This is a genomic window from Arcicella aurantiaca, assembly GCF_003148625.1.
GTDB classification, from domain to species: Bacteria; Bacteroidota; Bacteroidia; order Cytophagales; family Spirosomataceae; genus Arcicella; species Arcicella aurantiaca.
On the sequence record NZ_QGGO01000012.1, the window covers coordinates 131,781 to 143,929 of the forward strand.

Annotated in this window: 10 protein-coding genes; 7 read left to right on the plus strand and 3 right to left on the minus strand. The window is 36.2% G+C overall.

Annotated features, from left to right (window positions below; all coding sequences use genetic code 11):
- Nucleotides 1–64 precede the first annotated feature (64 nt).
- Nucleotides 65–1,261, plus strand: coding sequence for an MFS transporter (locus LV89_RS12860; protein ID WP_158279579.1), 1,197 nt, complete (start codon nt 65–67; stop codon nt 1,259–1,261).
- Between the two features lie 296 nt (nt 1,262–1,557).
- Entirely contained in the window at nt 1,558–2,202 is a 645-nt protein-coding gene (locus LV89_RS12865; protein WP_109743307.1) for a hypothetical protein, read from the plus strand.
- Nucleotides 2,203–2,277: 75 nt separating this feature from the next.
- Here LV89_RS12865 and nhaD read toward each other — a convergent pair whose 3' ends face one another.
- Nucleotides 2,278–3,570 carry a sodium:proton antiporter NhaD gene (gene nhaD / locus LV89_RS12870; RefSeq protein ID WP_109743308.1) on the minus strand — a complete coding sequence of 431 codons (1,293 nt, stop codon included), beginning with the start codon at nt 3,568–3,570 and terminating at the stop codon, nt 2,278–2,280.
- A gap of 237 nt (nt 3,571–3,807) precedes the next feature.
- On the opposite strand from nhaD, the gene LV89_RS12875 reads away from it, so the two are divergent.
- From LV89_RS12875 to LV89_RS12885, 3 genes are all read left to right on the plus strand, one after another.
- Nucleotides 3,808–5,013, plus strand: a complete 1,206-nt coding sequence (locus LV89_RS12875) for a pyridoxal phosphate-dependent aminotransferase (RefSeq protein ID WP_109743309.1) — start codon at nt 3,808–3,810, stop codon at nt 5,011–5,013.
- A gap of 192 nt (nt 5,014–5,205) precedes the next feature.
- On the plus strand, nt 5,206–7,626 hold the full coding sequence (locus LV89_RS12880; RefSeq protein ID WP_109743310.1) for a TonB-dependent receptor: 2,421 nt from the start codon (nt 5,206–5,208) through the stop codon (nt 7,624–7,626).
- Between the two features lie 79 nt (nt 7,627–7,705).
- Nucleotides 7,706–8,719, plus strand: a complete 1,014-nt coding sequence (locus tag LV89_RS12885; RefSeq protein WP_109743311.1) for a DUF4249 family protein — start codon at nt 7,706–7,708, stop codon at nt 8,717–8,719.
- 54 nt (nt 8,720–8,773) lie between these two features.
- Here the strand turns inward: LV89_RS12885 and LV89_RS12890 are convergent, their stop codons facing one another.
- Complete coding sequence (locus tag LV89_RS12890; protein ID WP_109743312.1) at nt 8,774–9,499, minus strand: nitroreductase family protein; 726 nt, start codon at nt 9,497–9,499, stop codon at nt 8,774–8,776.
- 223 nt (nt 9,500–9,722) lie between these two features.
- Here LV89_RS12890 and LV89_RS12900 point away from each other — a divergent pair, with 223 nt between their 5' ends.
- Nucleotides 9,723–10,217 carry a DUF6169 family protein gene (locus LV89_RS12900; RefSeq protein ID WP_109743314.1) on the plus strand — a complete coding sequence of 165 codons (495 nt, stop codon included), beginning with the start codon at nt 9,723–9,725 and terminating at the stop codon, nt 10,215–10,217.
- 4 nt (nt 10,218–10,221) lie between these two features.
- Here LV89_RS12900 and LV89_RS12905 read toward each other — a convergent pair whose 3' ends face one another.
- Entirely contained in the window at nt 10,222–11,463 is a 1,242-nt protein-coding gene (locus LV89_RS12905) for an RsmB/NOP family class I SAM-dependent RNA methyltransferase (protein WP_109743315.1), read from the minus strand.
- A gap of 315 nt (nt 11,464–11,778) precedes the next feature.
- Between LV89_RS12905 and LV89_RS12910 the strand changes: the two genes are divergently transcribed.
- Entirely contained in the window at nt 11,779–12,108 is a 330-nt protein-coding gene (locus tag LV89_RS12910; protein WP_109743316.1) for a hypothetical protein, read from the plus strand.
- The last annotated feature ends 41 nt before the right edge of the window (nt 12,109–12,149 follow it).

Sequence of the window (12,149 nt, forward strand, 5' to 3'; positions counted from 1 at the left end):
GATTCTCAGTCAAATTTTACCGTTCACCGTGTGCCGTTCACCATTTACCATGTACCGAACAAACATGACAAAAGACCAAAAAATAATACTTTATTTATTAGCGTGTGTACAGTTTACCAACATTATGGATTTTATGATAATGATGCCGATGGGACCTATTATCATGAAAGAGTTTAGTCTTACCGCCAGAGAATATAGTTTTTTAGTTTCTGCCTATTCTATAAGTGCGGGAGTTTGTGGATTTATCGCTGCTTTCTTTGTAGATAAATTTGACCGTAAAAATGTGCTAACAATTGCTTACATCGGACTTTTAGTTGGAACATTAGCTTGTGCTGTTGCTCCTACATACCAAATGTTGATGGTGGCACGTATCATTGCCGGCGTTTTTGGTGGAGTATTGGGTTCGCAAGTGATAGCCATTGCAGGAGATATTACAAGTTACGAACATCGTGCTGAAGGTTTGGCTATTATTATGGCTGCATTTTCTACGGCTTCGGTTTTGGGCGTTCCGTTGGGTTTATATTTGGCATCAACCATAAGTTGGCATATTCCGTTTGTCTTTATTGTAGCGGTTGGTTCTGTGAATTTAATACTGATTTACAAATACTTACCAAATCTTACCAGTCATATAAGCACCTCTTTAACTAAACCAAGCCCATTGGCAATTTTAACTAATATTGGGAAAGATTCTAATCAAATAAAGGCTTTACTTTTATCGGTGATTGTCATTTTTGGGCATTTTTGTACAATTCCTTCTTTGAGTCCATATTTGACAATTAACGTTGGAATGTCGGTTGATAATGTATCATTAATTTATTTAATTGGAGGAGGTGTTACCATTGTAAGTGCCAGAATTGTAGGGAAATTAGCTGATAAAAAGGGGAAATACTTGGTTTTTGCTATTTGTGGAACATTATTTTTGATACCTGTTTATTTGATGACGAATCTTTATACGGGAGCAAGTTTAGTAGTTATTCTTTCTATAACGACGCTCTTCTTTTTATTTGCCAATGGCAGAACTTTAACGATGCAAGCCATTGTGTCTGGAGTGGTTGATAATGAACAACGTGGAGGTTTCACAAGTATCAGTTCTTCGATGGTACAATTAGGCTCTGGGGCGGCGTCATTTGTTGGTGGATTAATAGTTCAAAAAGCCGCTGATGGAACACTTTTACATTATGAATGGGTAGGCTACCTATCAATAACGTTTATGATTATTGGGATTATTTTAGGAAAATATGTAAAACCATACGGTTCGTAAGCAACTAACAACCTTGTAGTTGTCAGTTTTTCTACGTTCAGATAAAAGTGGATTATTATTGGGAATATAATTTTTTTATCACCATAAATTAATATTAATTTTACCATAAAATAAATTTAGTATAAAGGTTTCGTTGAAAATTTATATATTTATGTGCGAAAATTAATTAGTTCATGTCATAAGTATTGTTTACGAAATGTTTAAATTAAGTCAACTTTCACTTCCGCCAATTTGTAGAGTTGAATATGATATTCCTAACAGTTTTATTTACAATCCTTATTATTAAGCCATTCATAATGAAAATACTTTTTAAACTTACTGTGGCGGCAGTAACTTGTCTATTAGTAAGCAATATTTCTATTGCTCAGTCTCCGAAAGCCCGCACAAATAAAGAAATTTTGATGGAGACTGTTATTAATCCTGATAACCGTGTTGTGATAAAATGGGTAAGCCAAGAAGAACATCAATCTGCTCGGTTTATCGTTCAACGCAGTAAAGACAATGATACTTTTTTCGATATTAGGGAAATTGATGTCAAAAAAACGGTTAATGGAGACCAACCTCAACGTTTACAATTTGCTTTTACCGATGTAAAAATGTTGCGTAATACTGAGTATTATAGAATTATGGAGTATGATTATGATGGAGAAGTTTATGTTTACTCTACTATGGCTATAAAACCAACCAGCCCTGTTTCAATTATTAAAAGTGGAGAGTCGAGTATTGTGAGAGTGATGGTTGAAGACAGTAAAAATTTAACGGCTTTAATGAGTACAGAATCAGGTTTAGGTGTTCCTTGCGAATTTGAACTTTCTGACAATAATGACGTGATTTTAAAACCTGCTTATTCTTTAAACGGAGGAAGTTATTTAGTAAAACTTCGTTCTTCGGCAGGAGAAAAGCAGATTAAATTTTCTGTAAAAGCGGATGATTTATTATAGATTTTAGATATTCTTTCAAAAAAAAGCGAGATTTACATTTGAGTAAATCTCGCTTTTTTTGTGACTTGTTTGCTTTTAATGTAGTAAGGCAAAGATTGCTAAATACGTCAAAACACCTGCAAAATATCCAATTAAGGCAGTGAATGAGATTTTGCGGAGATACCACAAAAAGTCAATTTTCTCCATACCCATTACTGCAACACCCGCTGCTGAACCAATGATTAAAATACTTCCTCCTGTTCCTGCACAGTAAGCCATAAATTCCCAAATTTTTGAATCTGTTGGAAAGTGAACTAAATCATACATTCCCATTGAAGCCGCCACCAACGGAACATTATCAATAATTGCCGACGCTAAACCAATCACCACAACGATAATGTCTTGATTACCAATGGTATTATCCATCCATTTTGCTAAACTTGAAAGTAAATGCGTAGATTCTAATGCTCCGATAGCAACTAAAATTCCTAAGAAAAAAAGAATACTTGATGTGTCAATTTTACTCAGAGCATGAGCCACCGTAAATGGATGACGTTCTTCTTCGTCTTTACCAGAATGTAAGACTTCTGAAACTACCCAAACCACCCCAAGTCCTAACAAAATTCCCATATATGGAGGCAAATGTGTGATTGTCTTAAAAATTGGAACAAATAGGAGCGTTCCAAGTCCTGTTAAAAGCATGATAACAGAGTTTTGGGTTTTAATGACTAATTCCTGAATGTTATCTTCAGCATTTTCATCTGTTTTATTAGTCTGAACAGAGCCTTTCATCTTAAAAGTCAAGTAGATAAGTGGAATTATTAATGAAATTAAACTTGGTATTAGTAACATTTTGATAATATTGGTAGGGGTAATTTGTCCACCAATCCATAACATTGTGGTCGTAACATCACCAATTGGCGACCAAGCTCCACCAGCATTGGCAGCAATGATAACTACACCTGCAAATAATTTTCGAGTTTCTGGCTCTTTAATTAGTTTTCTCAAAACAGAAACCATGACAATTGCCGTAGTTAGGTTGTCTAAAATAGAAGACAAAAAGAAGGTAATCATAGCAATAAGCCACAATAGCGTAACTTTATTACGACTGGTGATACGGTCAGTAATGAGTTTAAATCCTTGATGAGCATCAATTAATTCCACGATGGTCATTGCACCCAAAAGAAAAAAAAGGATTTCAGAAACACTGGCTAAGTGATGCGATAATTCGCCCAAAACAATATTCGGTTCATGCTCTGAAACAATATAAACAGTCCAACACAAAACGCCTGTAAGTAAAGCTGTTGCTGTTTTGTTTATTTTAATGGGATGTTCAAAAGCAATGGCTAAGTAGCCAATGACAAAAATGAGGATTAGAAGTGTTTGCATGAAGAGTCTGTTTATTTGGATGTTGCTTTTTAATGCTCGATGTTTGGAACTTGATAGGCGAATAACGAACATCAAGTATCTAATAACGAGCATAGAAAACAAATTTAGCACTAATAAAATAATGCTTTTCCCATAAAAACCTTTTTTTTCTTTTGTATCCCATCTATCAGCCCTAACTTTGCACAATTTTTAGGGACAAGTAGTCCAAAGCTTTTTCATTAAAACAATTAAACAAAAATGAGTTTAACAGTATCGCTCGCCGACCGCATTAATGCACTGGAAGAGTCTGCAACACTCGGGATGACCAAAAAAGCCCGTGAACTTGCTGCTCAGGGACACAAAGTTATTAGCCTTTCAGTAGGTGAACCTGATTTCAAAACCCCAAAGCACATTTGCGATGCCGCTAAGAAAGCCATTGATGATGGTTTTCACGGGTATTCGCCAGTAGCTGGTTATCCTGACCTTCGCAAAGCGATTGCCGATAAGTTAAAACGTGATAATAATATTGAGTGGGGACCAGAAAATATTGTGGTTTCTACGGGTGCAAAACACTCTTTGGCAAATGTAATTTCTACTTTGGTTAATCCCGGTGAAGAAGTTATCATTTTCTCGCCATATTGGGTTTCTTATTCAGAAATGGTAAAATTAGCAGATGGTGTTTCAGTAGTTGTTGATGGTGCTTTTGATAATAACTTCAAAGTAACTCCTGAGCAATTTGAAGCGGCAATCACACCAAAAACTAAATTGGTTATGTTTGCTTCGCCAAATAACCCAACTGGTTCAGTTTATACTGAGGCTGAGTTGAGAGCGATTGGTGCTATCGTGGCAAAACATCCAAATATCTATGTAATGGCTGATGAAATCTATGAATACATCAACTTTACAGAAGAAGGACATTTCTCAATTGGGTCAATTCCAGAAATCAAAAACCAAGTAATTACAGTGAATGGTGTGGCAAAAGGACACGCTATGACTGGCTGGAGAATTGGTTTTATCGCTGCTGCCAAATGGATTGCAGATGGTGTTGAAAAATTGCAAGGACAAGTAACTTCTGGTACAAACTCTATCGCTCAAAAAGCTGCAACAGTTGCTTTCAACGGTACTTTGGAAGAAGCATACAAAATGAAAGACGCTTATAACCGTCGTCGTGGCTTGGTGGTAGGTTTGTTACGTGAAATTCCAGGATTTAAAGTAAATATGCCTGACGGAGCATTCTATGCTTTTCCAGATATTAGTGCATATTTCGGAAAATCTGACGGAACAACAACTATCAAAGATTCAGATGATTTCTCAATGTGGTTATTGGAAGGTGCTTTTGTAGCAACGGTTGCAGGTTCAAGTTTTGGAGCTCCCAACTGTATCCGTATCTCAACGGCTGCGGCAGACGAACAGTTAATTGAAGCCTGCGAGCGTATCAAAGCGGCTGTGGCTACTTTAAAATAATTGTGACACAGGAATCTTTCCTGTAAATAGAAAAAGCCTCTTCTCTGTTTGGGAAGGGGCTTTTTTGTAAATTACCATTTAGAATGGTGTGTAAAATTTAATATTTATTCTTGGATTAAAACAATATATCAAGCCTTTTTTGTGTAGTCTTATCGGCACAATCTAATAATAAACTCTTTAAACAATGCTTTTATGAAAAAAACTTTACTGCTTTTTATTTTCTTCTCTTCTCTCATTACTCATATTTTCTCCCAAAATACTAAAATAACCATTAGTGGTTCGGTCAAAGAATCGGGTAGTGGCGAGTTACTTCCAGGGGTTAGCGTTTATGTGCAAGGACAAAAAATGGGTACGCAAACCAATAATTATGGTTTTTATTCTCTTACCGTTAATACCAACGAAAAAATAACTTTGGTATTCAGTTTTGTTGGTTATTTACAAAATGTAAAAGAAATTACATCGCTCAAAAGTCAGACGATTAATATTGAATTGCCCCCCGAAAATCGTCAGTTAGACGAAGTGAAGGTTTTGGCAAGTAGCCCTCAACAACAAAAACTTTCTGAAACGGCTCAAATGAGTCAGGTGTCAATTCCCGTTCAACAAATCAAAGAAATTCCCGCTTTTATGGGTGAAAAGGACGTTTTGAAAGTATTACAACTAATGCCCGGAGTGCAAAAAGGCTCAGAAGGAAACGTGGGTATTTACGTGCGTGGCGGTGGTGCCGACCAAAACCTCTTGATTTTAGATGATGCTCCTGTTTATAATGCTTATCACTTATTCGGGTTTTTCTCAGTTTTCAATGGTGATGCCCTCAAAAGTGTAGAGTTGACCAAAGGCGGTTTTCCTGCACGATATGGTGGACGTTTATCTTCTGTCATTGAGATGCAAATGAAAGATGGTAACAAAGAAAAAATGCAAGTAGAAGGTGGAATTGGCTTAATTGCGAGCCGTTTGGTAGTGCAAGGACCTATTTCTAAAAATCATCGTTCGTCGTTTTTGGTTTCGGGCAGACGTACCTATGTGGATATTCCTGCGGCATTGTTTATCCCTACTCAAAATGCAGGAAGTACCTATTATTTTTATGACTTAAATGCCAAAGTCAATTATGATTTTAACAATACTAACCGTTTATTTTTGAGTGGATATTTTGGAAGAGATAAAGGCGTAATTGCGGATGTTCAGTTGAATAGAACCAATAATGCAGGTTTGAATTGGGGAAATGCAACAGGTACAATGCGTTGGAATCACATTTTCAATGAAAAACTGTTTTCTAATGTTTCCTTGATTCACAGTTCTTATCAATTTGAAACTTCCATTGAAAATAAAGGCTCAATTTTAACTTCTAATACTTCACTCTATAATTTGAGTTATAGCAGTAGTATTCGAGATTTTGGAGCGAAAGTAGATTTTGATTTTTACCCAAATTCTCAGCATAGTATTAAATTTGGTGTACAAGCTACGGCACACCGTTTTACGCCTTCGGCTTTGGTGGTGGCGGATAGTTCGTTGAATACTATTCGAGAATCTACGGATATTATTGATGCCGTGGAGTCAGGTGCATATATGGAGGACACTTACCGTCCGTTTTCTAATTTACGTATTAATTTAGGACTTCGTTTTACTTCTTTTACGACCAATACGGTGTCGTACCAAAATCCAGAACCACGTCTTTCTGTGGCTTTGACTTTGCCTAACAATTTGGCAGTAAAGGCTTCTTACGCTAAAATGAACCAATATATTCACTTACTTTCAAATTCGGGAGTAGGTTTACCGACTGACCTTTGGGTGCCTTCTACGAGTTTGGTAAAACCCGAACGCTCGCAACAAGTGGCTTTTGGTTTAGCAAAAGATTTACCCGAAAAAGGTTTAACGCTTACGTTGGAAGGCTATTACAAAAAGATGGATAATATCATTGCCTATAAAGAAGGTAGTACGTTTGCAACACTTTCGATTGATGGGCCACAAGGTTTGGCGAGAAGTCAGGTGAATGTTATTCCGTTTGAAGATAAAGTTACGGCTGGACAAGGTTGGGCTTATGGGAGTGAATTTTTAGTTCAGAAAAAAGCTGGACGATTAACGGGTTGGGTTGGTTATACGCTTTCGTGGATTCGCCATCAATTTGATGAACTCAATTTTGGAAAAGAATTTTGGGCGAAATATGACCGTCGCCATGATGCCTCAATTGTTGGAATTTACCAATTAAAACCACGCATTACGCTTTCTGCAACTTGGGTTTATGGAACAGGAAATGCCATTACCTTGCCAGATGCCACGTATCGTTCAGGATATAAAATTGCAGGTGTTGACCAAGCGGGAGTTGCCGCAATCAATTATCGTGGAGAGTTTAGAGAATTGCCAGATTATGGCGAAAGAAACAGTTATCGTGCCGCACCCTACCATCGTTTAGATGCCAGTATTCAATTTCATAAGAAAATGAAACGCCATGAACGTACTTGGGAATTTAGTGTTTATAACCTTTACAATCGTCGGAATCCATATTTCTATGATTTTAAAAGTACGAATAATGCAGCAACGGGAATTACCACAAAAACTTTAGCTCAGTATTCAATCTTTACGCTTTTACCTGCGTTTTCTTATAGTTTTAAATTTTAAAGATAGGGACGACCGTCGCTCGGTTGGGTTTTAGGGGTTAGGTTTTAGTGTTGAATCTCATAAATTTTATTATTTTGTCATGAAAAAAATACTTACATATATATCATTTATACTTGCATTTTCCTCTTGCAAAAGTTTGGTGACGGATATTGATATTCCGTATTCTGACCGTCTGGTGGTGCAATGTTTTCTGTCTCCGCAAGATACTTTAATTGAAGTTTCTGTAACTCAAACAGCTCCCGTTATTGGTGATATTGTGGAAGGGGCAGAGCGTTATCCCAATATTCCGAATGCTACCGTGGTGCTTTCTGACGGACAAAAATCAGTAACAATTCCGTATTTATCGAAGCAATTGCCTTCTTCTTATGATGCTGATGGAGAATATGTTTACACCACTCGGGCGAGGTATTACTTATCAACAAAGAACTTTCCTATTATTACAGGAAAAACGTACAGTTTACGAATATCCGCCCCCAATTTTCCTTCAGTACAAAGTTCTTGCTCGATACCTGTTAAAGTAGTAGCGGAAAAGAATATTTCTGCTACGCAAGAAATACTTGCAGGCACTGACCGTCGTGGAAATCCTATTTCATATCCAAGCATTGGAGTAAAATTTGTGGATATTCCGAATGAAGAAAGTTTTTATAGTGTTGGGCAATTTTTTTACCAAAAAGGAACTTATAAAGACGCTTCAAGTAATACCAAATTGCGGATAAATTGGACGACAAAATATGAATACATTGCTGATAAAGGTCAAGAGAATCAAACGTTGTTGGCTCAAGCATTTGATTTAAAGTCTTATAATAACTGGGGGACTTTTGGAGGAACAGGAAATAACGGTGGAGGTGGAGGACCCAATGGTGGCGGTCAAGGTGGGAATAATCTTTCGGTAACTCCTACTGAAAAGTACGTAGAAATTTACGTTGCCAACACCGATAAAGCCTATTATTATTACAATACGGCGATTGATAAAATCAGAAAAGCCAATGGAAATCCTTTTGCTGAACCTGTGTTGACTTATTCTAATATTGAAAATGGATTAGGCGTAATGGCAGGTTATAACCAAAGTAGAATTGTGGTAAAAGTGCCATAAGTGTATTTTCCTTTAGTCTGTTTGTTGATGAACAGACTAAAGGAAAATAGGTTTTTATACCTCAAAAATGACCTTTTCGTTTGGCACTCTTAATCTTTCAGAATAAATTCCTTCGGGTTTTCCAATTCCGCAAGCAACTATCATGGTAATTTCTGCGATTGATGGTAGTTTCAAAATTTTCTTGACTAAATCAGAATCAAATCCTTCCATCGGACAAGTGTCATATCCTTCCGACGCTAAACTCATCATAAAAGTTTGAGCCGCCAAAGCACAAGATTTATGCGTCATTACTCGTTGGTCGCCATTGTTTCTAATCCGTAAAAATGGTTTGCTGAAACCCATAAAAAATACGATGATTGTTCGTAATAAAGTATTCAATCCGAATGGGTCGTAACGATAAACCAAAGGCATTAGTTTTCGGTAATAATCAAAAGCTCTTTTGTCACGAGAGGTTAATTCTTTGCCTTCAAATTGTTTCTCCAAATTAGCAAGATTCCATTTCGCACGCTCTTTCCATTTATCCTGACGAGTTACAAAAACCACCAATTGATTTGCCGTTTTCGCTGCTGACTGTCCCATGCACGCCTTTGTGAGGGAATCATGCACTTCTTGCGATTTTACCCAATAAAATTCCCAAAGCTGCATATTACTACTGTTAGGAGAAAGCACAGCACGGTCGAGTCCACGTTTGACGACGCTTTCATCAAAAGGAGCAGTTTCATCATAGACTCTAACGGAACGACGTTTTTGGATAATTTTATCGAAATCTTGAATTTGCATGGAATTTGAGATGAATTTTTGGAAACAATATTTTGTTTATATCTTTGATTATCAAATACTAATGAATATGGAAACTAAAAAGAAATTATCAAAAGAGGAACGAGAACGAATCCTTAAGATAGTAAGACAATCTGCTACAAATTACAGAGAAACCAATAGTATTTTGGATAAAATTCTTCCAGAAATACCTCAATCTAATAGTTTAATTAATCAATAACCCAAAATGCAACAGTACGAATATGATTTTATTGATGACGAAACGTTCTCATATTTTTTCAAAACAACATTTCAAGTTTTCTACAAAATTGAATTCAAACCTACAGGATATATTTTTGGAGAAGAATATATTTGGTCACACTACTGTTATGAGTTCTCAATAAAACTATCTGCAAATTCTCCTAAAAATACACCCTTTGACCCTTTAGTTTCTATTACAATTGCTTCTATTTTTGTGGATTTTTTCAAAAATAAGCAGAATATAATTATCTATACTTGTGATACATCAGACGGAAAACATTTGGTAAGAGTTCGTAAATTTGACCGATGGTTTAATCAATTTAATCACGAAAAATTCCTCAAAATAGATAACTCAATTGTTGATTCCAAACAAAACACAACCTACTACAATTCACTGATTATCAGGCAAGACAATCCTTATAAAGATGAAATTGTAGAAGCTTTTGAAGACTTAATTGGTGGTTTTGAGGAAGATAAATAATTTCCTATTTCTTCAATAAACAAGCCATATAAAATCCATCATAACCGTCAGTAGCAGGGGAGGTTCTTTGCTCTTTCAATAATTCCCATTTATCAGGTTGTTCTGCTAATAATCTTTGTACATGAGCTTCACTTTCTGAAGGTAATAAACTACACGTGGCAAATACCATTTTACCGCCTTTTTTCAGCATGGCTGAGTAATTACTGAGAATATCCCACTGAATTTTACGAAGATTATCAATGAATTCTGGGGTAAGTTTCCATTTTGAATCTGGATTTCTACGAATTACGCCTAAACCAGAACAAGGAACGTCTAACAATAATCTATCGGCACTTTCTTGGAGTCTTTTTAACGTTTTTGGTTCAATTAATTTTACTTCCACATTATTTACGCCATTTCGTTTGGCACGTTTCATCAACTCTGTGAGTTTGTAATCCTCCACATCCATAGCCACGATACGTCCCTTATTTTGCATAAGCGACGCCAGATGCAAAGTTTTTCCGCCCGCACCTGCACAAGCATCAATAACTCTCATGCCGGGTTTTACATCTAAAAATGGGGCAATTAACTGCGAACCAGCATCTTGAACTTCAAAAAGTCCATTTTTGAAAAACTCAGTCTTAAAAATATTCCCCCTTTGTTTCAAGATTAAAGCATCGGGTAAATTATCAGGAATGATAGTTCCAATCTCAATATCGCTCAATAAATCTTGTAATTGGTCTTGATTTGTTTTCAAAGAATTGGCTCTCAATACCACAGGAGCTTGCTGATTCATAGCTGTAATTTCGGCAGTCCATTTTTCTGTGCCTAATTCTGCTTCTCCCAATTCGTCTAACCAATCAGGAACAGATTCTCTAATTTTACGAACTTTTAAAGCTTCTTCTAAGCGAGCCAACGTTTTAGCTTCGTCAACGAAAGAGAATTCTTCCCATTTTGGTAAAAAATCAATATTGTCTCCTTCTGGATTCAGTTGTTTTTTTATCAAAAGCCAAGAACCTACCATTTGGAAAAAGAATTGCGGACGAAGTTTATCGGCTTGCATTTCATTCACGAAAAGCACCAAACGCCAATTTCGCACAATTTCGTAGGTGTGTTCAGCAATAAAAGCACGGTCACGACTGCCCCATTGCTTGTTAGATTTGAGAGTTGCCTCAATAACTCGGTCAGCCTGACGAGGTTTGTCGTTAAGGAATATTTCTTGCAAGGCTTTAACAGTTGCCAAGACTAAAGGACGATGAAGACGCATTGTTTTAGTTAAAATTAAGCGAAAAAGCGATTGGCGAAAAGCGAAGGGGATAACTCAATAAATGATACACTAATCTTTTCAATCACATGGGTATATCAATAAACCGTTTACGAATAACCATAACAAATTTCCGAAAATTTAATGACAATCACGAATGATTAACAAAAGCTAATCGTGAAAGGCATTATATTTTCCCTTTTATAGACTCAAAAGCCCATTTCATGCTACTGAAACCTCACTTCATGGATTGGTTATCATATTTGAAAAACCACAGTTTAAATTTGTTTCATCAATTTAACATCAAAACATATTATCATGAAAAAAGTATTATCACTCCTTATGTTATTGGTTTTAGTATCAATGACTTCAATTGCTCATAAAAATACCAAAGCAGTATCTGCGGTGAAGGCAACTTTGGTTGGAGGAAGTATTAAAATTAAAATCAAAAATGACACAAGTGACGAAGTAACTGTTTACAATGGCGGAGGAAATAGCTCTTATAGATTACAAAAAAATATCGTTACAACTATTGCAATGGATGCAGGCGATAAACTTTTTGATTATGCTGGAGGCAAAAAAGGAAGAGTTTTGTTAGTCGTTTCTGCTGATATGGATGGCAAAGTGCAGATGTATAGTAAATTGTAATAATAAGAAATCCCGTTCTCAATCTGAAAACGGGATTTTTT

Coding starts and splice junctions, on each gene's coding strand:
- nhaD (WP_109743308.1), bottom strand. CDS start 3,570: ATGCAAACACTTCTAATCCTCATTTTTGTCATTGGCTACTTAGCCATT.
- LV89_RS12890 (WP_109743312.1), bottom strand. CDS start 9,499: ATGCAAATTCAAGATTTCGATAAAATTATCCAAAAACGTCGTTCCGTT.
- LV89_RS12880 (WP_109743310.1), top strand. CDS start 5,206: ATGAAAAAAACTTTACTGCTTTTTATTTTCTTCTCTTCTCTCATTACT.
- LV89_RS12885 (WP_109743311.1), top strand. CDS start 7,706: ATGAAAAAAATACTTACATATATATCATTTATACTTGCATTTTCCTCT.
- LV89_RS12865 (WP_109743307.1), top strand. CDS start 1,558: ATGAAAATACTTTTTAAACTTACTGTGGCGGCAGTAACTTGTCTATTA.
- LV89_RS12875 (WP_109743309.1), top strand. CDS start 3,808: ATGAGTTTAACAGTATCGCTCGCCGACCGCATTAATGCACTGGAAGAG.
- LV89_RS12860 (WP_158279579.1), top strand. CDS start 65: ATGACAAAAGACCAAAAAATAATACTTTATTTATTAGCGTGTGTACAG.
- LV89_RS12900 (WP_109743314.1), top strand. CDS start 9,723: ATGCAACAGTACGAATATGATTTTATTGATGACGAAACGTTCTCATAT.
- LV89_RS12905 (WP_109743315.1), bottom strand. CDS start 11,463: ATGCGTCTTCATCGTCCTTTAGTCTTGGCAACTGTTAAAGCCTTGCAA.
- LV89_RS12910 (WP_109743316.1), top strand. CDS start 11,779: ATGAAAAAAGTATTATCACTCCTTATGTTATTGGTTTTAGTATCAATG.